The organism is Sphingomonas sp., assembly GCF_029239295.1.
In the GTDB taxonomy this organism is placed as follows: Bacteria; Pseudomonadota; Alphaproteobacteria; order Sphingomonadales; family Sphingomonadaceae; genus Sphingomonas.
The window spans coordinates 1-21,347 of record NZ_JAQZBC010000025.1 but is presented as its reverse complement, the minus strand read 5'-3'; the positions used below and the strand labels follow the sequence as shown (position 1 = coordinate 21,347).

Below are 21,347 nucleotides of genomic sequence, written 5' to 3'. Positions count from 1 at the left end.
CAGCAATGATCTGTTCGGGCGTCTGCTGTTCCAGATCGCCTGGCGACGGCACCGCCTGCTTTTCGGGCATGCTTCCTCCCGTTTGCGTGCTGCCAATAGGCGGGGCCAAGCTCGCCAGCAGCGGCAGCAACCAACCGATCATCAACCCATCATCCTACGCCACCGGGGCGCGGCGGCTGCCCGGATGGCTGCACCATGCTCGCTCGCCAGCCAAGTTTCGCGATAGCCACGAAGGCGGACGTCGAGCAGATTGCCGGCAAGCCGATGTGGCGGGTCATAGCGATAGCTAGTGCCGTAACGGCCATCCTGTTCCACACGCAACTCCGCGCAGGTCCAGCGGACGTCAGGCGATGCGGCCATTCCGTCAGCCACCGTACTCAGCAACCGCTTGGCCTCTCGCGGCAGGCGAAAGGAGACATCCTCTGGTTCTCCAGGCAGCGGGCAAGGGTCAAAGTGATGCTGCTCAACCACCCCGTAGATTGGCCGGCCATTCATGGAAATGGACCGGCCGCACCAAGCAAATACGCTGAACGACCCTTTGGACGCCAGACTAGGAGCGCGACTGAATCCAGTCGTTCACTCGCCGCTCCAAGATCGACAGCGGCTGCGAGCCGGAGGCGATCAGCAGGTCGTGGAAGCCCTTGATGTCGAACTTCGGGCCCAGCGCGGCCTCCGCCTTGCGGCGCAGCTCGACGATCTTGAGCATGCCGATCTTGTAGCCGGTCGCCTGGCCCGGCAGCGTGATGTAACGGCGCACTTCCGAGCGGGCCTTTTCGAGCGGCTGGCGACCCGTCTTGTGCAGATACTCGACCGCCTGATCCTCGGTCCAGCCGAGCGAATGGATGCCGGTGTCGACCACCAGCCGCGCTGCGCGGAACAGCTCCGCATCAAGCCGCATGAAATCCGCCGCAATGTCGGGGAAAGCGTTCATTTCCTTGCACATCGCTTCGGCATACAGGCCCCAGCCCTCGCCGAACGCGACATAGCCGGTGACCGAGCGGAACTTGGGGCCGCCCTTCTGCCGCACCTGGATGTCACCCTGCATGTTGTGGCCGGGAACCGCTTCGTGACACATCAACGTGTACATCGCGGCGGGATCTTCCTGATTGCCGGCCATATGCACATAGGTGCGCGCCGGGCGTGACCCGTCGGGGCTCGGCGCCGAGGCATGCGCGGCGCCGCCCGGCACCTCGCTGAACGACGGCTCCCGCACCACTTCGATGCGATAGGCCGGCAGCGTGCCGAAGTAAGCGGGCAACAGCGTGCGCGTGCGGGCGACGAACGCATTGGCGTTGGCCAGATATTCCGCGCGCGAGGCGTCGGTCCACGGCCGCGAGGGGAAGAGACGCGCGCGCTCGGCATAATAAGCCTGACGGTCCTTCAACCCGGCCTTGCGCGCCAGCGCGTCCTGCTCCGCCTCAATCCGCGCGACCTCCGACCGGCCGATGGCGTGGATCTGGTCGGCGGTATAATCGGTCGTCGTGTTGAGCTTCAGCTCATCGGCGTAGAAGTCCGCCCCGCCGGGCAGCGATACCGCGCCGACGCGGCCGCTGGGCGCGGTCGGCAGCGCGCTTTTCGCCCAGGCGATCACCCGGCCATAGGCGGGCTGCAGCGCGAGGATCGCGGTGCGCGCCTCCTCCAGCAGCGTGTCGGCCTGCGCGCGGTCGATCTTGCCCGCCGCGACCAGCTTCTCCGTCTTGGCCTTCACATCGGCCCAAAGGGCAACGTCCGGCCCGGCACCAAAGGGAGCGCCGCTGGTCAGTTTCTCGCTGCCAGCGATGATCGTCTCGATCTGGAAGCGCGGCACGCGGATGCCAGCGGCTTCACTGGCGCGGGTGCGGTCTATCGCGATGTCGAGCACCGCCGGCAGGCCACGCAGCCGGGCAATGTAGTTCCGCAGGTCAGTGACGTCGGCAACGCTGTGCGTATTGATCAGGAAATCGGGCAGCTGGCTGTGCGTCGAATACAGGCGGGAGTAGAGCGGCGGCTTGAACCGCCGGTTGGCATTGGTCAGCGCGGCGCGATCGGCCTCCAGCAGCCAGATGTCGTAGTTTACCTGCGACTGCGGGGACAGTTTGGAGCGATCGAACGCTGCCTTCAGCCGGGCGGCGCTGGCCTGTCGCCAAGCGACGAAGGCGTCGGCGCCGGCATCGCTGATGTCGTTCCAGCGATCCCCACCTTCCTTCAGGCCCAGTCGGGTGGCCGTCTGCGGCTGCCGCTTCAGCAATTCAGCGAATTCGGCGTCGAGGAAGGCGGTGAGGCGCGCGTCTTCGGCCGCGGTGGCGGACGAGGCTACCGCCGTTTGCGCGGCGGCGGGGAGCGCTAGCCCGCCGATGGCGAGGGAGGTGATCGCGGTGGCAAGTAAGAAGGGCTGCACGGTAGCTCCTAACAAGGATGGCAAGGTCTTCAGATCGGAAGTTCAATCAGGTTGGTCCGGCGACCGGCAGGCCGCGGTGCTTACGGAGGGCGATTACAATGGTTTTGGTACTTGCTAATCGGGGTGTCGCCAAGAGGCGGCGCTCAGAGCAGTCTAGCCGCGCCTCTGACGCCGCTCATGCTTGTCGAGCGATAACGCTACCGTCGACCTTGATCTTCTGCGAAGCGTGCCGGGAGGAGTTGAGCGTTGTGATCGTAGGTCATGACGCGAACGGCAGACCGAGCGGGAAAACTCTCCGCTCTGTATGTCGTAGAGCCCTCGCATCTTGATACTGTTGGCGTGGCGTCTGTTGCGCGCGGATTACCGGACTTTCGAGGTGACACGGATCGAAGCATTGGATCGCGGCAGCAGCAGCTTCCCACCGCTGCGGGTACAGCTACTTCTCGGGTACATCCCGCTGCGGACCGCAGAGTGGAGGCTCAAACAGCGAGATGCGCTTCTGCGACGTGATGACCCCGCAATAGCCATTCCGCCCGACCTTCCCGTTCCCCAACACCGGACCTTGGTTCAGTTGCCGCTTGGCGGCTGGACTTGGGCCGTGAGCAGAAAGGCGGCTTGTGGCTCGAGAGCTTGCCAAGCCGCCGTTCGGCTATATCGTCATAGCTCCTGAAGCCTGCCGTCCGGTTCGACTTCAAGGCAGTCAGCGTCCTGGCCTCAATGTGCTTGACCGGCCTCGTGTACGGGCTCAACGGGACCTCTCCACGCGCTCGATGGGTTACTCACTTCGTCGTGAGCCGACGACGACGCCAACTGATCGAGCTCGATGCGCCTTCCCGGCCTGCTATCCCGCGCACCTTACGATCTCGCGATCGACCTCGGGACCGTGAACACCGTCGTGTACCTGCGTGACAGGGGCGTGGTTCTCAACGAACCTTCCATAGTCGCCCTGGAACGGGTCGGCGGAAGCTTGAGCGTTCGGGCAGTTGGCGCGGAGGCGAAGCTTATGTTGGGCAAGACGCCCGAGAACATCAGCACGATCCGGCCGATGCGAGACGGCGTGATCGCGGATATCGACGTCGCGGAGCAGATGATAAAGTATTTCATCGACAAAGCACGCAGGGGCTCAATCAAGTTCGGCCGGCGCCCTGAGATCGTTATTAGCATCCCCAGCAGCGCGACGATGGTGGAAAGGCGGGCGATCCAACAGGCGGCGACGAGCGCGGGTGCCCGCAAGGTGTATCTGATCGAGGAGTCGATGGCGGCGGCAATCGGCGCGGGACTGCCGGTGACCGAGCCCTTGGGTGCCATGGTCGTCGACATAGGTGGCGGAACGACGGAGGTCGCAATCCTTGCGCTCCGCGGGCTTGCGTACAGCGCGTCGGTTCGCGTGGGGGGCGACCGAATGGACGAGGCGATCGCCTCGGGAGTTCGACGCAAGCACAACCTGATGATCGGCGAAGCCACTGCCGAGCGCATAAAGGTGCAAATCGGTGTCGCGCAGATTCCGGCGGACGGCGTAGGCAAGTCGATGATGGTGCGGGGGCGCCACTTGGTAAAAGGCATGCCAAGCGAGGTAGAGGTCAACCAGGCGGAGATAGCCCAGTTCCTCGCCGACCTCACGGCGCAGATTGTCGAGGCAACGCTCTCCGCACTTGAAAAGGCCGGGCCTGAGCTTTCGTCCGACATCTACGATCAAGGTATCGTCATGACCGGCGGAGGCAGCCTGCTCCGAGGTCTGGACAAGGTACTCTCGGAGGCCACCGGCCTGCCGGTGATCGTCGCGGAAAACGCCCTAATGTGCGTGGCTGAAGGCGCTGGGCGTGCCCTGGAAGAACCGGTGTATCGCGGTGTGATGTCCGACGACTAGGCTTGAGGTGCCCACTACCATCATCCATACCGTCGAGGGTTAAGCTAGGCGTATTGTGTTTGAATGCTCGTACTCGAGCAAAGCTGACGGCCTCCTCAATAGCCGCTAACGCGGCTTGCGTTTCGGATATCTCAACTGGCTGTTCGCACTGCCCGCATGAAAGCCGCATAGGTTCGCTGTTCGTTGTATCGCCTGTGCCGGTGCAATGGAGCGAACCTTCTAATTATTGAATTTGGCTGATGTTGTCAGCGTTCGCAGCCGACGCCATCATTGTCCCTATCGAGGTGCAATCCGTAACCAGGATCTCCTCGCCTCACGGGCGCAGCTCCCGCTGCACGAGCCGCTGAGCAGTTGGGAAAAACCGCGCTACTGCCTTGCAACCTGAGGGGCTGCGGGCGATCAGCGGCCCGCGTCATCCCTCCATGACAATGGTATCCGGCCCCACCCTTCCGGTCATTGTGGCAGCCTTGCGCATTGAGCCCCCCCGGCGTTGCTACAGCAACATTACCGAGGAGTATTAGTACTGCCGTTCCAATAGCTAATCGCAGCGGTCGAACTCGACTTAAACTAAAGCTGTGGGGTCCGCAGGCGTGCATCACTCAATTCAGCTTTGCACTGTCGGTAAGCGTGCGGAAATCGCTCAGCGTGCGGTCATAGTAATTCAGCCGCGGCGCATCGAATACGGCCATATAGAGAAGCCCGTTGATCAACGCTGCTCGCCCCTCACCGCGACGCGGTAGCGCGTCGTTGTCGACATAGTCGAAGGTGAACCGGATCCCATCACTCCCCAAGAAGCGATCGGGCTGCGATCCCGAAATGGTGAAGGTCGCGAGGTCCTTGGCAGCACGGTAGGTGCCCTCGAGCAGTTCCGGAACCTCGAGCAGCAAGGTACCTTCGGTGAACTTAGGAAGCGGCTTTCGCTTCTTGCTTACCTCCCGGACCAGCGGCTTGCCCGGCTCGATACCGGCAAAGAAGGTTACGTCGTTCAACTCCTCACCATCGAGGGTCCACGTTTCGGTCTTCTTGCCTGGTGAGACACCCAGCTTGTTCCAATCGCGCGACGGGGTCACCGTCAGGATAGAACCCGAGATCTTCGCAGCCTGTCCTTTCTCTCGATACGAGTTGGCATTTGCGGCGGCAATCGGTGTTGAGAGAGCCACAACGAACAGCGTTACAGCCGTAATAGCACGCATTACTTGGCTTCCTTCTGGACGAGCATGCCGATCATCGATGCATCGGCGGCATCAGGCTTCAGTTCGAGATAGCGGCGCAGCGCGACTACGCCTTCGCTGGAGCGCCCGGTTTTAAGGAGCGAAAGACCAAGGCCCCGTTGCGCCTCAGCAAGCGAGGGATCGAGTTCCACCGCTTTGCCGTAGAAGTCAGCCGCGTTCATCAGGTCGCGCTGGTTGCCTCTCAAGCGGTACAGGTCGCCGCGAGCGCGCCATAATGTCGCCGTCCAGCCTGCTTCGGCCAGCCGCTTGATGATGAAGTCGCTGCCCCCAAAGTCGTTCAGCTTGATTTGATCATCTAGAAAAAGGGGAAGCCATTTTTCCATCACAGCTTCGTAGCGGTCGGCACCGTCCTCCTTGTTTTCATCGTTGGGTGCGGCAAGAGCGTAAAGGTAGTCGGCTCGCTCGCCATTTGCGGGATGAGATGCGAAGAATGCCACTCGGTCAAAGTCCGGCTTCCTCAAACCTCGCTCAAGTGCGGACGCTTCGCGCTCCAGGATCAGGTTGCGCCATACACGCGACGCTGCGCTGGGGCGGAGCGAACTTCCGTTCAAGTAGCCGAGCCCTATCAGGTCGGCCTCACGCTCTTGGTCACGACCAAATTTAGCGAGGCCGCCCAACACCGAGAGTTGCAGATTGTCGAAGCTGCTATACTTTGCCTGTGAGCCTGACATTGAGGTCAGCACTGCTGCCCAGCTTAACAAATCGGTGCCCGTTCGTGCCGCCTTGTATTGGGCAAGCGTATGGCGTCTCTCGAAATGACCAAACTCGTGGCCTAGAACTGCGGCCAGCTCCGCCTCGCTTCGTGCGCGCAACAGCAGTCCGCTAAAAACCTGCATTGTCCCATTGGGCGTCATACTGGCGTTGAAAGCAGGAACCCGAACAACGTAGATTCGCGCAGACGCGCAACGGTCGGCGCCAACGGCTGTGCAGAGAGCAGATCGCACGTACGCGTTTAGCTTCTCGTCCCGGATCAGGAGCGCAGAATTGGCGAGCTTGCGCTCATCTTCATCCGCGTCGCGCCACAGTCCAATCTCATCAACGCCCTGCGGCTGGTACGCGCCTGCATATGGCGGCGGAACGGGAGCAGGCTGGACCTTGGCTTTAGGAGCAGCGGCAGCGGAACCGCAAAAGATCATGGCAGCGGCGCTCACCGCGAGCATCGGCAGTTTCACTTCGCCGCGTCCTCTGGTGCAACAGTAGAGACCGACTTGGGAATTGAGCTTCCCGGAAACTCCTCGAGCAACTGACTGACCCGTTTCTCTGCGCCTTCGGCTGTTCGGACATCGCCCCCCATCGCGCCGTCAGCATTAAGCCACAGGATGTCGCCGGACTTCAGATCAACCAGCCCAGCATAGCCGGCGTGCTCCCCCGACTTTACTGCGATGCCGGGCCCCAGCAGCGCAACAGCTTGAAGCAGCTTACGCCCAGTCGAGCCATAGGCATCCTTGTTATAGATGAAGAGCGCATAATCAGCGTCCTTTGCACCCGGTAAAGAGGAGACTCCGGACCCAAGCGACCAATCAAAAATGTTTGCCTTGTTGTCCCGCTTTTTCGTGGGCAGTCGGTTGCCCTTAAAGAACTGGTAGTTGATGACCGACCGAGACACCGCAGCAAAGAGTGCTGCATACTCTTCGGTCAGGCGCGCGTCCTCTCCGAAAGCTTCGGGCGCAACAACGACCCGATTCCCCAGCTTTGTCTGGATTCTGGCCAGGGCGCTATCGATATTCTTGCGAGACTTGTCAGTCCAATCACCGTTCGGCTCGAACATTCCGCCCGTTGACTGCGCTCCAACCTGCACGGTGGGGCGCATGACAAGGATTGTCTTTCCGCTTGCCGCAGCCAAATCAAAGCCGTCCTTTACGGCCGTTCGCTCTTGTGCAGCTGCAGGCACAGCTATTGCAACAGCCGCAGACGCGACTGCAACCCAGATACTGGCTCGCACTTTACCCCCTAGTGAAACGCGTTGGTTCCCCAACCAACTCTGCTTCTATCTGCACAAGATCCTTGACGTTTCAAGCACTAGCTTTGCTTGATCTCGATTAATGGTGTCCCACAAACTCTTTATATTTTAGATGCTCGCACCTTGCAAAACGTGCGATTCCGTAGGGGATAAATGGGTATCCAGGTAAGCATCCCACGCACAGCTCTCGCGTCATGATGTTCGCGACAGTTCCCAGCCAGATTTGATCAGATCACCGGGCGTTACCAATCCCGCGCAGTTGCTCGACGGCAAGGACGTCGAAGTCGATCCGCTTGCCGACCACCTGCACTCGTTGGCCAAGCAGTCTGCGAGATCGCCAATAGGCTCGCAGGCCCATCTCGAGGCGCCACGTTCCACCCCCGTCTCTTCGCAAAAGGCGTTCCCCGGCTTGTTCGTTCAGCCAGCCAGTCTCGTCGTGCCGTGTACCGATCGGCATCAGCTATCGCGATCGCTTTGGTGAACGCCTCCTACCCGCGCCCAGCCTTGCCTTTCTCCAATCAAAAATGCGGCGCAAAGGAAGGTGATCCCGAGCACAGCCAAGGGCAGCACAACAAGCAGCCCTATAAGAACAAGCGGGAGGAGAAAGAACTCTTGCATAGAACAAGTTCCTCCCGCGTTGATTCTTCGCGCAGGGTTAGCACGGCAACACTGTTGTTCCAGCCCCCGCGCGACCGGGCGCGGACCAAAACGACAGAATATTGGTTAAAGCTGGGAACGGAGGACGTGATGCAGCAATAAGATAAGCCGGACGACCACAAAGCCGCCGCGGAGACACGGCCAGCGCCCAGGTGAGGCTGGAACAACGCGCTTCGTGATGGACGACGGCGACAACACGGACGTTCCGGCCACAGAAGTTGATCCTGACGAGCAGCCGAAGCCCTCGCGCTAATCAAGCCTGAAGAGGGAGGACTCACCATGTGGAAGGCTTATAGCCCCCCCCCGTCACCGGCGATGATGATGGCATCTAAGGCCGGTTAGCGTGGTCTACCGGTAGACCAAGGTCGACAAGCTGGTGCACGATCTTCCGATAAGGGAGGTGACAGCTGATCCAGGGATGGCTCGGCTCTGTGACGGCCGCTTTCCAGAACTCGACTAAGAATTGCTGCTCTGCCACGAACGGACGGAGCACGTGCAATGCCAGTCGAACGTCGATCGTGCCGACCGGCTCATGACTTGGTCGATGCGCTGCTTCCCGCAGGATCTGAAGCGCCAGATTGATCAGCAAATGCCTGCGCGCCTTTCGGCGGGCGCGCTGTTTTCCGAACGGCAGCGCCAACAAGGTGACACGCGGCGACGCGCAACGTTTTGGGCATTTCACCGACCAGTGTGCCGCTTTCCAATCGACGCTCCCGCCGTTGTTGCGCACTTCGGCGATCAACGCGTCCAGCTCCCAAGTCTCACTCGCCTTGCAGCTTCGGCACGTGACGCGGACCTGTGCTTCAACGCGGTGAAGATCGTGGAGGGATTTCGGCGGACCGACCATAACCCTCCTCATGGCAGAACATAGAAAGAACGTAAGGGCTGGCGATGTTGGAGAAGTTGTGCTCAGTCGCGGAGGTGATCACGATTCTTGCCGCCGTTGCTTCTGTTGTGCCCGCCGGCGCCTCGTTCCGCTGCACTCCCACCCGCGTGTGGGATGGAGATGGGCCCCTATGGTGCGCAGAGGGCCCGAGGATACGTCTTTCGGGAATAGCCGCCCGTGAAATGAACGGTACCTGTCGCAGCAATCAGCCATGCCCGAGCGCCAGCGCCGAGGCTGCGCGTGATGCCTTGGTGCGCCTGATCGGGACCCCAGTCGGTAAGTCGCGCGAAGGACATGTGCTGGTCAAAGGACCCCCGCTGACTTGTCGATCGATCGGCAGCGGCAAGGGGAACAGGACAGCCGCCTGGTGCACGTCGCCCCGCGCGGGGGATCTATCCTGTGCGATGGTCACGACGAGGACAGTGCTGAAGTGGGAGCGGTATTGGCGCGGGCACCAGTGCTCAGAAAGCCGATGATCAGTGACATCTGAGCCCCTCTCGGCGCCAACCCTGCGCTAAATATTTCCCGCGCGAGGTCTCCGGCGCCACCCAGCTGGTGCTGAAGGAAGTATCGCTCGACGATCATTATTTCGGGGTGTCGGCAATCGACCCCCAATAGCGCCGAAAGCATCATCACCTTTTTCGGCCGCGCGCGCCGCCGCTGAACACATGAAAAAGGCGCGGTCCCGCGGAACGCGGAACGGCGTTCCATTGCCCCAGACAAGCTCGTTCGGGTCAGCCGAGGCGTGTTGGGGGCTGAGGAATATACCGCGGTGCTACGGCCGGGGGCCGGGCTCGGTGGGCGACCCCGACGGTGACCAGCTCGCGGCAAGCTTCGGCGCTGACTGATGTTGGGCCGCTAGCTGCCCGGCAGCTTTCCACGACGGAATCGCAATAACGGCCGTTCGGTGGCAATCAGAGGCATGGCAGCTGACGACCCAATTATCGTCGTTCCGGTCGCGCTGAGCCGTGCTTGAAAGCTGCCGTTGGTCAGGGGCGCCGCTGCGCAGATCAGCGGGCAAGATGGTACCTCGCAAGATGGCGCCTCGCGAAAGGGTCCCCGACGGCGTGCACAGGCGGCTGCTGCGGTGATCGCTCGTCATGTCGCTCCGACATTCCGGTCACTTGCTAGCTCGTTCTCGCTGAGCTGCGGCCTGCGCTAGTGATCAACGGCTGTGAAGGTGGGCTTGATCCTCGTCCCTGCCTCGGTCATGGGACGATGTATCATCGCATTGTGATCATGCGCGACGTGCGGCCGTCGCATTCGAAGGGGGATAGTACATTGAACGTTTTTACGGCGCGGCTGGGGGTAGCTGCCGTTTGCTTTACTGCGGGCCTGGCAGGCGCGGTTCCGAGCCAGGCGCAAAGCAGCGCTGCGGCGCCAGTCGAGCAGGAGAATGATCCGCGTCCAGCCTCAGAAGCGCAAGCCGCTGTCGAGCCGAGTGGCGGCAGCGACATCGTTGTGACAGGTAGCCGGTTCGGCGGTCGGACGCGCATCGGCTCGGCAACGCCCGTGGACGCGATCTCGCAGGAGGAGCTTCAACAGAGCGGCCGCGTCGACCTGATCCAGATGCTCAAGGTTCAAGTTCCGAGCTTCAGCTCACCGCGTCCGCTGGCTTCGGGCATCGGGGATTTTCTGCAGCCGCCCTCGCTACGCGGCCTCGGGCCTGGCGAGCTGTTGGTCCTCATCAACGGCAAGCGCCGTCATACCGCGTCCGATCTCAACTCCAGCAACGGCATCGGTCGCGGCGATGTGTCGATCGACTTCAACGCGATCCCGTCGCTTGCGCTGTCCCGGATCGAGGTTTTGCGTGACGGTGCGGCAGCGCAATACGGCTCGGATGCGATCTCCGGCGTGATCAACATGTTTCTGGACCGGTCGGTCGGAACGCGGGCCCAGGCCACGTATCTGACCACGACCGAGGGTGACGGCGCTACCTATGAAGCCAGCGCCTCGGTCGGTGTGCGGGTCGGGGCAAATGGCGTGTTTCGCCTGACCGCGGCATACCAGGATCGCGGCGGCACCAATCGTGCTCGGCCCGACACCCGCCAGCAGTATTTCGGCACCAACGTGGCCGGACGCCCGGTGCTGCCGTCGGGCAACTTCGGTTCGGGCGTGGGGCTCACTCCGTCGAACGGAACGCTCGATCCGCGTGAAGCCGGCTTCGACCGCAACGTCTTTCAGCAGGGCGACCAGCCGAACACCAACAAGCAGATCTTCTATAATTTCGTCGCGGCCGCGCCGGGCGATGTCGAGATCTACTCGTTCGGCGGCTACAACCGGATCGACGGTGACATCCAGTATCTCTTCCGTCGCGCCGGCCAGGATGAAACAGTCCGCGCTCTTTATCCCGATGGCTACAGCCCCGGTCTCGAAACGCGCATCGAGAACCTATCGACTGCTGTTGGCCTGCGCGGCAGCGGCCTGATGGGGTTCGGATGGGATCTGTCGAGCGTCTACGGCGTCAGCACGCAGGATCTGACCTACGTCAACAGCGTCAACGTTTCTCTGGGGGCTGCATCGCCGAGCCGCTTCTACCGCAACGGCAGTGACTTCTATCAGTGGACCAATAACCTCGACCTGACCCGCGAGATCCCCTTGGGCGATAGCAGTCCGCTGAAGCTCGCCTTCGGTCTCGAATATCGCCAGGAGACCTACCGCCTCTTCACCGGCTCGCCGGACGGTTATCGTAACGGTGGTGTGCCCATCCTCGACGGTCCGAACGCCGGCAGGCCCGCCGTGGTCGGGGCACAGCCGGGCCCGAGCAATGGTCCGGATGATCGCGCTTCGCTGAACCGGCACAGCTATGCCCTCTACGGCGAAGCCGAGAAGGAGCTGTTCAACCGACTGCTTCTGTCAGGCGCGGTGCGGCACGAGCATTATTCCGACTTCGGCGACACGACGAACTTCAAGGTGGCCGGGCGGCTTGGCCTGATCGGCACCTGGGCGCTGCGCGGGTCGTATAACACCGGCTTCCGTGCGCCCGCGCTGGCGCAGGCGGGCTTCAATGCGTCCAACACGCTGATCCTGAACGGCACGCAGGCGATCGTCCGCGTCGCCGCGGTCGACACGCCTGCCGCACGCCTCGCTGGCGCGACCGACCTGAAGCCGGAGAAGTCGGACAACATCTCGGTCGGCACCGTCTTCGAGGCCGGCGGGCTGACGTTCACGCTAGATGCCTATCAGATCAAGGTGCGCGACCGCATCGCGATTTCCTCGACCTTCCAGGACACGCGGCTTACCAATTTCCTGGCGACCAATGGGCAGTCGGGATTTGCCGCACTGTCGTTCCTCACCAATGCAGTGGATACGAACACCAGGGGTGTCGACCTGGTGATGAACTATCGCCACAGCTTCGGCGACGGGAGCCGGTTCACCGGCACGCTCGCGGGCAATTACAACAAGACCAGGTTCGACCGCATCGCAGGCACACCCGCCCCGATCGCGGCTCTGGGTATCACGACGCCGCTGTTCGACATGACGCAGCAGCTGCGCTTCTCGGACAGCCAACCGCGCGAGAAGGTGACGCTCGACCTCAATTATGCGCACGGGCCGTTCGCACTCTCCGTTACCAACACGCGCTACGGCAAGGTATCGACCGTGGCCATCCAGAACAGGACGCCCGCGCAGGTGGCGGCCCTGGTGCCGGGCTTCGACACGCGGCTCGTTCCCTCGGCTGGCAGCGCCACCAACTCCGACATCATCCAGACCTTCGGCGCCCGGCTGCTGACGGACGTGGAGTTGTCCTGGCAGGCGACGCGGGCCTTGCGGTTGAGCGCGGGCACGCAGAACCTGCTTAACGTCTACCCGGACGAGAACATCGCTTCCACCGTGGCCAGCGTCGCGGCCGGCACCAACGGGTCCGACAACGCCGGAACCCAGCCGTACAACGCGATCTCGCCCTTCGGCTTCAACGGACGCTCGGTGTTCGTCCGGGCCGGCCTGAACTTCTAAGTGAGGATGAGCATGGCCGACACGCTGGCGATGACCGGGGACGGTGAAACGCCGACGCGTTCGCGGCGCGCGATATTCTTCACGAAGTCGAGCGCATCCCGCACACGCCAGCGAAAGCCGAACGGAGAGCCGCAGCCAAACCACCCTTGCTTGATGATATAGCATATCATAGGAGCTAGGCGCCATGGTTGCCAGGGAGCATGAATGTCGTTCTTGAGACGCACGGGCCGCGGCGTCACCGCGCTCCTAACAACCGCGGCTGTTGCAATCGGATCTTCATCGCCCGCGTGGGGGCAGGAGGACGCAGTCGAGCAGGAAGAGCCGGCGGGAGTACGCGTGGCCGTGCAAGCCCGGGACGGAGCTGCTCAGGGTCGAGGCGATACCGAACGGTCCGACATCGTCGTGCTCGGCTCACGCAACACGGTGGACCGCACCCTCTCGTCGGACCGCGTCACTGAGGGCATGTCGCAGTCGAGCAGGTCGATCGAGCGGGACATCCTGGACGCGGCAGGAACCTATCGGCTGAGCGACGCACTGGAACTGGTGAGCGGCTTCAGCCAGCAGAACAATCGTGGCGGCGTGATCGACAATTTCGCCGTGCGCGGGTTCCTTGGCACGCCGGATGGCGGCGCCGAATACTATCTCAACGGCTTTCTCGCGAACCGAGGCATGGCGCCGCCGCGCGATCCTGCCACGACCGAGAGGATCGAGGTTCTCAAAGGGCCAGCCGGTGCGCTGTTCGGCGACGTCGATCCGGGCGGGCGCGTGAACATCGTAACCAAGGTGCCGCGCTTCACCCCGCATGCGAATGCCATGGTCAGCTACGGCTCGTTCGACACGCGCCGGGCGGAACTGGACGTCACCGGGCCGCTGACGCGCACCCTCGCCGCACGCATCGTGGTTGCGGGGGAAGACAGCGACGGGTGGCGCGACACGGTCTCGCTCCGGCGTCGCATTGTCTCGACGTCGCTCACTTGGCAGCCGAGCGACGCCTTTCGACTCACCTATACCAGCGAGCTCAGCCGCTTTGACACGCCGTTCGACCGCGGAATTCCGGCGATCAATGGCGACGCGAACGCCTTGCCGCGCTCCAACTACTATGGCGAACCGTCGAACGGCATCACCCGCTCGCGCAACGACCAGCACCAGCTCACCGGGTTGGCGGAGCTCGGCAGCCAGTGGACCCTGAACGGCGGCGTGGTCTGGCGCACCGGTACGCTGAAGGGACTGTCGGCGGACCAGTCGCGGATCGTTGGCACGTCTCTGTGGCGGCAACGTCGATCCCGAGACTTCAGCGTGGACGATCTCGCCGCGCGGTTGGAACTCGCCGGGCAGATCGGGCGACATCGATTGAGCATTGGGCTGAAGGGCTATCGGTTTCTCTACGGTGAGCGATGGATGCGGATCAATCCGTCGGAGGCCGCACCCTATGCGATCGACCTGTTCGATCCGGTCTACGGATCGGTCGCGGCACCGCTCCGCCCGTTCACCAACAACGACGAGAGCCGCTGGGCCGGCACGGCCTACGTCCAGGACATGTGGGAGGTCACCGACCGGCTGACGCTGGTGGGCGGCGCGCGCATCGATCCATACCGGCAGAAGATCGTCAACAACAACACGGGCAGCACCGGACGCAACATCGACGAGCCGGTGAGCTTCCGTGTCGGTGGTCGATACCGCGTCAGCGACGTGATCGCGGTGCATGCGAACTGGGGCGAGAACTTCTCGCTCAACACAGGAACGGACCGGAACGGTGCCGGCTTCGGACCGGAGACGGGCAAGGGGTACGAGGTGGGGATCGCGGCGAACCTGCCCGGCATCGACGTGGCGGCGACCTGGTTCGACATCCGTAAGAAGGACATCCTCACAACGGACCCGGTCGATCCGAACTACCTTGCCCCGGTCGGCAGCCTCGTCAGCCGGGGGATCGAAATCGACGCTTCGGCAAGGCTGGGCGATCGTTGGCAGATTGTCGCCAACTACGCTTGGTTGGACGCGAAGGCGGATGACGTGGCGTTCCCGACTCCGGATGTGCTCAACGTGCCGCAGCATTCGGCCACCTTGCTGGTCGTGCACCGCATCCCGACCGGGCGTGGCAATTGGCAGTTGAGCGGCGGCATCGCCTATGTCGGTGACCGTGCCGGATCGGTCGCGACGACGCCCGTCGTCCTGCCGGAGTACGTCAAGGCGAAGGCGGCGATCGAGGCGCCCCTGACTGAGAGCCTCCGCTTCCGGCTGGAAGCGGACAATCTCTTCGACAAGCGATACGCGGCCAGCTCCTACAGCGCCCTGTGGATCTACCCGGGCGCCCCGCGCACCGTGCGCGCATCCCTCCGGTTCGAGATTTGAGGACTAACCAAGTGACCCAGAACGTTTCCGCATCGATCCTGATAGAGGGCCTGACGCTCGCCTATGGCGCGCACCGCGTGCTCGACGGCCTGTCGCTGCGCGTGCCTGAAGCCAGCATCACCGCGCTGCTCGGCGGTAACGGCGCAGGCAAGTCGACCACGCTTGCCGCGCTGCTCGGTTTCGTGCGCGCGCAAGGGGGTACGATCACGGTCGCGGGCGTGGATCCCGGCGCCGATCCCGATGCAGCGCGCCGGCGCATCGCCTATCTCCCCGAGAACGTCGCGCTCTACGAGCATCTGACCGCAGTCGAGAATGCCGACTATCTCCTCGCCCTGTCAGACGAGCGCAAGGATCGCCGGGTCATCACCGAGGCTCTCGCTGCGGCGGGGCTTCAGGAGCGCGCCTGGGATCAGCGGCTCGGCGGCTTCTCGAAGGGCATGCGGCAGAAGGTCGCCATTGCCGTCGCTCTGCTGCGTGAGGTACCCGTCCTGCTGCTCGACGAGCCTACCTCCGGGCTCGACCCGCGCGCCACGGCCGACTTCAATGCGCTTGTCTGCGCGGTGCGTGATCGCGGCACGGCGGTTTTGATGGTGACGCACGACCTGCTCTCCGCCGCAGATGTGGCCGACCGGATCGGCTTCCTCGAGGCCGGCCGCATCGTGGAGGAGGTGGAGGCAAGCGGCCCAGAACGGTTTGACGTGCGCGCGCTCCACGCCCGCTTCGCAATCGCCACCGAGCGGCTTCCGGCATGAGCGCCACCCGCCTCATCGCCCGCGACGAGCTGCGCCTGATGGTTCGCAACCGGGTCGCGGTAATCGCCTTCACGCTGTTGGTGCTGCTGACGCTGGTCGCGGTGCTCAGCTCATGGTCGCACCAGCGCAGCAACGCCGACTTGCGCGCCCGACATCAGCACGAGGCGGAGCACGCCTTCGACGCCCAGCCCGATCGCCACCCGCACCGCGTGGTCCACTACGGCCACTTCATCTTCCGCCCCCTCGGGCCTTTGGCTGCCTTCGACCCCGGCGTCGACGCCTTCACCGGCAGCAGCATGTTCCTGGAAGGGCATCGGCAGAATACCGCCAATTTCGGCGACGTGCGGCAAAGCTCGCTGTTGGTCCGGTTCGGTCAATTGACGCCTGCCTTCGTGCTTCAGGTGGTCGCGCCGCTGCTGCTCATCTTCCTCGGATATGGCGCGCTCGCACGGGAGACCGAGCGCGGTACCATGCGGCTGCTGATGCTGCAGGGTGCCGCGCGCGGGCAGGTGATACGCGGCAAGCTGCTGGCGCTGGGCGCGGTCGCGCTGCTCGCCGGACTGCCGGCGATGATCGGCTTCGTGGCTATCGCCGGACAGCCGGGCGCGCTGGTGATGCCGATGACGGTGATCGCGCTCGGTTACGCCGCCTACCTCGCGCTCTGGGCGGTGCTCATCGTCCTCGTCTCCGCGCTGGTTCGCCGCAGCCGCGACGCCCTGCTGGCGCTAGTTGCGCTTTGGGCGGTGGCGGTGGTGCTCCTCCCGCGCGTCGCACCGGACGTGGCGAGCGCCGCGGTGCCGCTCCAGAACCGGCTCCAGACCGATGTGGCGATCGCGCGGGACCTCAGGCAGATGGGGGACAGCCACAATCCCGATGACCCGCATTTCGCTGCCTTCAAGCAATCGGTGCTGAAGCGCTACGGCGTCACCCGGATCGAGGACCTGCCGCTCAACTACAAGGGTCTGGTCGGCATGGAGGGCGAGCGGCTCACCTCCGAGCTGTTCGACCGCTATGCCGGGCGCAGCTACGCGGCGCAGAACACGCAGAACGGTATCGTCGAGGCGGTCGGCGTGCTAAGCCCGGCGATCGCGCTGCGCTCGCTGTCGATGGCAGCGGCCGGGACCGACTTCGCCGGCCATCGCCGCTTCCTCGAACAGGCGGAGGCGTATCGCTATGCGCTCGTCCAACGCCTCAACCGGATGCAGGCGGAGGCGGTCAGCTATGCCGACGATGTCGCCGAGGACCCAGGTGCCGACCGGCGCAAGCGCGTGTCGGCCGCGAGTTGGGAGAAGATGCCCGATTTCACCTATCGGGCGCCGAGCGGCACCGCGCTTGCCGCAGGCGCCTTGCCGGGCCTCGCCATCGTGGTCGCCTGGCTGGTCGTTGCCGGCCTGCTGCTCGCCCGCGCCTCACGCCGGCTGGGAGAAAGCCGATGAACCTCTGGCTGCACGAACTGCGCCTGCTGCTGCGCGCCCGGTTGACGGTGATCGCGCTGGCGCTGCTGGCGGTCCTCTCGGTTGCCGCCGTGGTGGCGGGCATGGCCGAGGTATCGCGCCAGCGCGCCGCCATAGCCGCCATCCAGACCGCACAGGCGGAGGACATCGCGTCGGTCGCCGACTATGTCGATCGCACCAAGGATGCCGGCAGCGCGGCCTATTACAGCTTCCATCCCACCTGGGACGCGCCATCCTCGCTCGCCTTTGCGGCACTCGGCATGCGCGACGTGTCGCCCTACATCCTGCGCGTCCGTGCGCTGGGGCTGGAAGCGCAGATTTACGATGGCGACACGTTCAACCCCGAACTCGCGCTGCCCGGCCGGTTCGACTTCGCCTTCGTGCTGGTATTCCTGGCGCCCCTGTTCGTGATCGCGCTGTTCCACGATCTCCTATCGGGCGAGCGCGAGGCGGGGCGCCTGCGCACCTTGACGGCGCTGCCGCGCGGCGGCGCTGGCCTGATGAGACGGCGCACCTTGCTCCGACTTGCACTGCTCTGGGTAGTGCTGGCAGCGCCTTTCACCGTCGCGGCTGCCGTGTCCGGCGTCGCCGCGACCACGATCCTGCTGATCCTGGTCATGATCGCCGCCTATCTGCTGTTCTGGATCGGACTCGCGGGAATGATCGGACGCCTGCGCTGGAGCTCGGTCGCCAACGCCGCGACGCTTGCCGCCTGCTGGCTGGTGCTAGTGCTCATCGCTCCGACGCTTGCCAATGTGTTGATCAACCGGGCGGTTCCGATCAGTCAGGGTGCCGAGATCGCCCTGGCCCAGCGCGAGCAGGTGAACCACGCTTGGGACATCCCGCGCGAGCAGACCATGCGCCGCTTCTACGCCAACCACCCGCGCTGGGCCGATTCCGCGCCGCTGGGACCCGAGTTCCACTACAAATGGTATCTCGCCTTCCACCAGAACGGCGACGAGAGCGTGGCGGAGAAGGTGCGCGTCTATCGTGCCGCCTTGGAACGGCGCGACGCGACGGCACGCGCGCTCGGCTGGGTTCTGCCCTCCGTTGGCATGCAGGCGCTGCTGACGCGGCTCGCGGAAACGGATCTCGAAGCACAACTCGCCTATCAGGATCGGATCCGCGCCTTTCACCAGCGGCTGCGGACCTTTTACTACGGCTATCTCTTCCGCGATCGGCCGTTCGGCAAGGCGGACTTCGGCTTCGCGCCGCAGTTCGAGGAGACGGTGCGTGGCTGACGGCAATCAGGCATTCCTTGAAATGTTCTTAGACCGCGAGCGCGTCGCCCCGGTATGCCGAGGGACCGCCGCGCTTTATGCCGGGCATGGAGGCGGTGCATCGCATGACGTCGATCCTGCTTTCCGAGCATGCACCGGCGAATGCGCACGTGCTGGTGCTCGGCGCGGGCGGCGGGCTCGAGCTCAAGGCGCTGGCGGAGGCGCAGCCCGGCTGGCGTTTCACCGGAGTCGACCCAGCAGGCCCGATGCTCGACCTGGCGCGAGAGGCGATGGGACCCGACGCCGGCCGTGCAGACCTGGTGCAGGGCTATATCGAGGATGCACCGCCCGGCCCGTTCGACGCCGCGACCTGCCTGCTGACGCTGCACTTCCTCGGCCGCGAGGATCGCGTGCAGACGCTGCAGGAGATGCGCCGGCGCATGAAGCCGGGCGCACCGCTGGTGGTGGCGCATTCGAGCTTCCCGCAAGAGGAGCCGGCTCGTGCCCGATGGCTCTCCCGATATGCCGCGTACGCAATCGCCTCAGGCGCCGATCCAGCCCAGGTCGAGCAAGCGCGGGCCGCCGTCGCCGCCAGTCTGGTGTTGCTGAGGCCGCACGAGGACGAGGCATGCCTGCGTGATGCGGGCTTCAGTGACGTGGAAACGTTCTATGCTGCCTTCACTTGGCGCGGCTGGACCGCAAGGAGCTGACGCTTAGGTCAGGACGTGATGTATCGGTTCGACCGGTAGGAGATGAGCAACGGTGCCGATCCCCTTCTCCATGATCTTTTGCGCCAAACAGCGGCCGAGGATCGGCACCAGCGTGATGCCGCTGTGGGTGACGACGACGTAGGCGCCCTCAATCCCGGGCACCGGACTGCAGTTCGGCCGATTGTCGGGAGGATAGAGGCGGAGATGGCAGCTTTCCGCCTTGGGCTTCTGATAGCTGCCAGACAGGAAAGTCCCAAAGTCTGCCGCTCCCGTCCTGTCCCAGGTCTGATGACGAACGGCGGCTTTCAGGATCACCGACAGGTCGGTTGAACGGCCGTGTGTGGACGCCCCGTTGGATTCACGGGGTCATTCTAAGATTTAACTGCGCAGGTTCAGGTGCTTCCGTGTGTCCGGCCTGTTGATGCAGCCATCAACACGGCTGCTGGCCTGTATGGAGATCGCGGGTTGGGTCCATCCCGAAATGGCGCGCTCGAAGCGCTCGGTCATTTCTCTGGTTTTCCCGACCCCGTCTTCTGACCGTTGCGCCATACCTCTCTACTGACCTTCCTTGCGTCCCTGACGCCTCAAGCTCTGGCGATTACACCGCCGCGGCCGGAGCTCTGTACGAGCCGCCATGCACCGTCAGCGCCCAGACGGTTCTCGCCATCTTATTTGCCATCGCGACGGTGACCAGCATGCGGGGCTTGCGCGCCAGCATGCCAGCCAACCATGCGCCGGCATTATCAGGGTCGCGTGCCGCGGCTTTCGTCACCGAGCTCGCGCCGATGATCAGTAGTCGTCGCAAGCTGCGCTCGCCCATCTTCGTTGTTCGCCCAAGCCGCTCCTTGCCGCCGCTTGAGTGCTGCCGGGAACGAGGCCGAGCCAGGCAGCGAAGTCGCGCCCGCGCTGGAAGGTGCTGGCAGCAGGCGCCAATGCCACGAGTGCGGTTGCGATCACCGGCCCAACTCCTGGGATCGTCATCAGCCGCTTTGCCGCGGGATCAGCCTTCGCCCGCCTCGCTATTTCCCGGTCGAGCACCGCAATCTGCTGCTGCAGCGCCTCCAGCCCCTGTGCGATTAGCATCAATATGGGCCGCGCCTGGGGTGGAATATCGGACGCGGGATCGCGGACGATCTCGGTCAGCTTGCTCACGTGGCCAACACCCTGACGAACGATGTAACCGAACTCAGTGAGGTGTCCGCAAGGCGTTGATCAGCTGCGTGCGCTGGCGCACGAGCAGGTCGCGCGTACGAAACACCACCGCTGCGGCTTGCGCCTCTGCGCTCTTCCCCTGCACGAACCGCATCGTCGGGCGCTGTGCTGCCTCACAAATCGCCTCTGCGTCGGCCATGTCGTTCTTCTGCCGCTTCACGAACGGCTTTACATAGGCCGGCGGGATAAGCCGCGTCTCATGCCCCAACGCCGCGATCTCGCGCCCCCAGTAATGCGCACTCGCACAGGCCTCCATCGCCACGACACAGCGCGGCAAGGTCGAGAAAAACGACAGAACCTGATCGCGCCGCAGCTTCTTGCGGATCACGACCGCGCCGCTGCGATCGGCGCCGTGCACCTGGAAAACCGACTTGGCCAGATCGATGCCGACTGTGCTAACCTTATCCATGGACGCCTCCTGCAATGGCGTTTCAACACCTCCACTCTGGCACATCGATGCCGTCAGGGGGCGTCCACTCCAACGGATGGGCGCGTTGCTGAACGGCAGCTCCTTCTCAAACCAGCCCCGCCGATTGTGCGTCGATTGCGGGCTGGCAGGTTTTGTTCGGTTCGCGGCTAAAGTGGACGTACGCTCGACATCGAGCATGTCGCTGGAGCCATGCCGCCGGGCGGCGTCATGGTCATCTGTTCCGGACTAACCCGGCTATCAGAGCAGCCGATCCAAAGGAATTGCGGCTGCTGGCCGTTCGCTTGGCG

Annotated in this window: 21 protein-coding genes and 1 pseudogene; 9 read left to right on the top strand and 13 right to left on the bottom strand. The window is 63.8% G+C overall.

Going from position 1 to position 21,347, the window contains the following annotated elements; genetic code table 11:
* Positions 1–141: 141 nt before the first annotated feature.
* The gene (locus tag K0S66_RS15970) at positions 142–495 is read right to left on the bottom strand and encodes a hypothetical protein (protein ID WP_301076468.1); all 354 of its coding nucleotides are present in this window, start codon (positions 493–495) and stop codon (positions 142–144) included.
* 55 nt (positions 496–550) lie between these two features.
* Positions 551–2,377: a DUF885 family protein gene (locus tag K0S66_RS15965; protein ID WP_301076467.1), complete on the bottom strand. Its 1,827-nt coding sequence runs from the start codon at positions 2,375–2,377 to the stop codon at positions 551–553.
* An 823-nt stretch (positions 2,378–3,200) separates the two neighbouring features.
* Between K0S66_RS15965 and K0S66_RS15960 the strand changes: the two genes are divergently transcribed.
* Positions 3,201–4,244 (top strand): rod shape-determining protein, encoded by a 1,044-nt coding sequence (locus K0S66_RS15960; protein ID WP_301076466.1) that lies wholly within the window; start codon positions 3,201–3,203, stop codon positions 4,242–4,244.
* A 245-nt stretch (positions 4,245–4,489) separates the two neighbouring features.
* On the opposite strand, the gene K0S66_RS15955 is transcribed toward K0S66_RS15960, so the two are convergent.
* The 5 genes from K0S66_RS15955 to K0S66_RS15935 form a co-directional block, all read right to left on the bottom strand.
* Complete coding sequence (locus K0S66_RS15955; protein ID WP_301076470.1) at positions 4,490–4,840, bottom strand: excalibur calcium-binding domain-containing protein; 351 nt, start codon at positions 4,838–4,840, stop codon at positions 4,490–4,492.
* A gap of 3 nt (positions 4,841–4,843) precedes the next feature.
* Positions 4,844–5,437 (bottom strand): hypothetical protein, encoded by a 594-nt coding sequence (locus tag K0S66_RS15950; RefSeq protein ID WP_301076465.1) that lies wholly within the window; start codon positions 5,435–5,437, stop codon positions 4,844–4,846.
* Positions 5,437–6,648 carry a M48 family metallopeptidase gene (locus K0S66_RS15945; RefSeq protein ID WP_301076464.1) on the bottom strand — a complete coding sequence of 404 codons (1,212 nt, stop codon included), beginning with the start codon at positions 6,646–6,648 and terminating at the stop codon, positions 5,437–5,439. Before K0S66_RS15945 ends, K0S66_RS15950 begins: the two co-directional genes overlap by 1 nt.
* Positions 6,645–7,373 (bottom strand): hypothetical protein, encoded by a 729-nt coding sequence (locus tag K0S66_RS15940; protein ID WP_301076469.1) that lies wholly within the window; start codon positions 7,371–7,373, stop codon positions 6,645–6,647. Before K0S66_RS15940 ends, K0S66_RS15945 begins: the two co-directional genes overlap by 4 nt.
* 295 nt (positions 7,374–7,668) lie before the next feature.
* The gene (locus K0S66_RS15935; RefSeq protein WP_301076463.1) at positions 7,669–7,893 is read right to left on the bottom strand and encodes a DUF5818 domain-containing protein; all 225 of its coding nucleotides are present in this window, start codon (positions 7,891–7,893) and stop codon (positions 7,669–7,671) included.
* Between the two features lie 20 nt (positions 7,894–7,913).
* On the opposite strand from K0S66_RS15935, the gene K0S66_RS15930 reads away from it, so the two are divergent.
* Positions 7,914–8,195 (top strand): hypothetical protein, encoded by a 282-nt coding sequence (locus K0S66_RS15930; RefSeq protein ID WP_301076462.1) that lies wholly within the window; start codon positions 7,914–7,916, stop codon positions 8,193–8,195.
* Positions 8,196–8,421: 226 nt separating this feature from the next.
* Here K0S66_RS15930 and K0S66_RS15925 read toward each other — a convergent pair whose 3' ends face one another.
* A complete protein-coding gene (locus K0S66_RS15925) occupies positions 8,422–8,835 on the bottom strand; it encodes a hypothetical protein (RefSeq protein ID WP_301076461.1) in 414 nt (137 codons plus the stop codon).
* A gap of 149 nt (positions 8,836–8,984) precedes the next feature.
* Between K0S66_RS15925 and K0S66_RS15920 the strand changes: the two genes are divergently transcribed.
* Entirely contained in the window at positions 8,985–9,455 is a 471-nt protein-coding gene (locus K0S66_RS15920) for a hypothetical protein (RefSeq protein ID WP_301076460.1), read from the top strand.
* An 805-nt stretch (positions 9,456–10,260) separates the two neighbouring features.
* Complete coding sequence (locus K0S66_RS15915; RefSeq protein ID WP_301076459.1) at positions 10,261–12,933, top strand: TonB-dependent receptor; 2,673 nt, start codon at positions 10,261–10,263, stop codon at positions 12,931–12,933.
* On the opposite strand, the gene K0S66_RS15910 is transcribed toward K0S66_RS15915, so the two are convergent.
* Positions 12,930–13,103, bottom strand: coding sequence for a hypothetical protein (locus K0S66_RS15910; RefSeq protein WP_301076458.1), 174 nt, complete (start codon positions 13,101–13,103; stop codon positions 12,930–12,932). The genes K0S66_RS15915 and K0S66_RS15910 overlap by 4 nt on opposite strands.
* Before the next feature lie 166 nt (positions 13,104–13,269).
* Between K0S66_RS15910 and K0S66_RS15905 the strand changes: the two genes are divergently transcribed.
* The 5 genes from K0S66_RS15905 to K0S66_RS15885 all read left to right on the top strand — a co-directional run bounded on the left by K0S66_RS15905 (position 13,270) and on the right by K0S66_RS15885 (position 19,418).
* Positions 13,270–15,282: a TonB-dependent siderophore receptor gene (locus tag K0S66_RS15905; protein WP_301076457.1), complete on the top strand. Its 2,013-nt coding sequence runs from the start codon at positions 13,270–13,272 to the stop codon at positions 15,280–15,282.
* Positions 15,283–15,293: 11 nt separating this feature from the next.
* On the top strand, positions 15,294–16,034 hold the full coding sequence (locus K0S66_RS15900; protein WP_301076456.1) for an ABC transporter ATP-binding protein: 741 nt from the start codon (positions 15,294–15,296) through the stop codon (positions 16,032–16,034).
* Positions 16,031–17,470 (top strand): DUF3526 domain-containing protein, encoded by a 1,440-nt coding sequence (locus tag K0S66_RS15895; protein WP_301076455.1) that lies wholly within the window; start codon positions 16,031–16,033, stop codon positions 17,468–17,470. Before K0S66_RS15900 ends, K0S66_RS15895 begins: the two co-directional genes overlap by 4 nt.
* Positions 17,467–18,729 (top strand): DUF3526 domain-containing protein, encoded by a 1,263-nt coding sequence (locus K0S66_RS15890; protein WP_301076454.1) that lies wholly within the window; start codon positions 17,467–17,469, stop codon positions 18,727–18,729. Before K0S66_RS15895 ends, K0S66_RS15890 begins: the two co-directional genes overlap by 4 nt.
* 86 nt (positions 18,730–18,815) lie before the next feature.
* A complete protein-coding gene (locus K0S66_RS15885; protein ID WP_301076453.1) occupies positions 18,816–19,418 on the top strand; it encodes a class I SAM-dependent methyltransferase in 603 nt (200 codons plus the stop codon).
* Between the two features lie 3 nt (positions 19,419–19,421).
* Here K0S66_RS15885 and K0S66_RS15880 read toward each other — a convergent pair whose 3' ends face one another.
* The 4 genes and pseudogenes from K0S66_RS15880 to K0S66_RS16855 form a co-directional block, all read right to left on the bottom strand.
* Entirely contained in the window at positions 19,422–19,733 is a 312-nt protein-coding gene (locus K0S66_RS15880; RefSeq protein WP_301076452.1) for a hypothetical protein, read from the bottom strand.
* 283 nt (positions 19,734–20,016) lie between these two features.
* Positions 20,017–20,238 carry a hypothetical protein gene (locus tag K0S66_RS16865; RefSeq protein ID WP_366520842.1) on the bottom strand — a complete coding sequence of 74 codons (222 nt, stop codon included), beginning with the start codon at positions 20,236–20,238 and terminating at the stop codon, positions 20,017–20,019.
* Positions 20,239–20,241: 3 nt separating this feature from the next.
* A pseudogene (locus tag K0S66_RS16860) lies at positions 20,242–20,399 on the bottom strand (transposase); the annotation flags it as partial.
* A gap of 205 nt (positions 20,400–20,604) precedes the next feature.
* A complete protein-coding gene (locus K0S66_RS16855; RefSeq protein WP_366520841.1) occupies positions 20,605–21,039 on the bottom strand; it encodes an IS110 family transposase in 435 nt (144 codons plus the stop codon).
* Between the last annotated feature and the right edge of the window lie 308 nt (positions 21,040–21,347).

Coding starts and splice junctions, on each gene's coding strand:
- K0S66_RS15935 (WP_301076463.1), bottom strand. CDS start 7,893: ATGCCGATCGGTACACGGCACGACGAGACTGGCTGGCTGAACGAACAA.
- K0S66_RS15955 (WP_301076470.1), bottom strand. CDS start 4,840: ATGCACGCCTGCGGACCCCACAGCTTTAGTTTAAGTCGAGTTCGACCG.
- K0S66_RS15920 (WP_301076460.1), top strand. CDS start 8,985: ATGTTGGAGAAGTTGTGCTCAGTCGCGGAGGTGATCACGATTCTTGCC.
- K0S66_RS15910 (WP_301076458.1), bottom strand. CDS start 13,103: ATGATATGCTATATCATCAAGCAAGGGTGGTTTGGCTGCGGCTCTCCG.
- K0S66_RS16865 (WP_366520842.1), bottom strand. CDS start 20,238: ATGGGCGAGCGCAGCTTGCGACGACTACTGATCATCGGCGCGAGCTCG.
- K0S66_RS15890 (WP_301076454.1), top strand. CDS start 17,467: ATGAACCTCTGGCTGCACGAACTGCGCCTGCTGCTGCGCGCCCGGTTG.
- K0S66_RS16855 (WP_366520841.1), bottom strand. CDS start 21,039: ATGGATAAGGTTAGCACAGTCGGCATCGATCTGGCCAAGTCGGTTTTC.
- K0S66_RS15950 (WP_301076465.1), bottom strand. CDS start 5,437: ATGCGTGCTATTACGGCTGTAACGCTGTTCGTTGTGGCTCTCTCAACA.
- K0S66_RS15970 (WP_301076468.1), bottom strand. CDS start 495: ATGAATGGCCGGCCAATCTACGGGGTGGTTGAGCAGCATCACTTTGAC.
- K0S66_RS15960 (WP_301076466.1), top strand. CDS start 3,201: ATGCGCCTTCCCGGCCTGCTATCCCGCGCACCTTACGATCTCGCGATC.
- K0S66_RS15885 (WP_301076453.1), top strand. CDS start 18,816: ATGGAGGCGGTGCATCGCATGACGTCGATCCTGCTTTCCGAGCATGCA.
- K0S66_RS15895 (WP_301076455.1), top strand. CDS start 16,031: ATGAGCGCCACCCGCCTCATCGCCCGCGACGAGCTGCGCCTGATGGTT.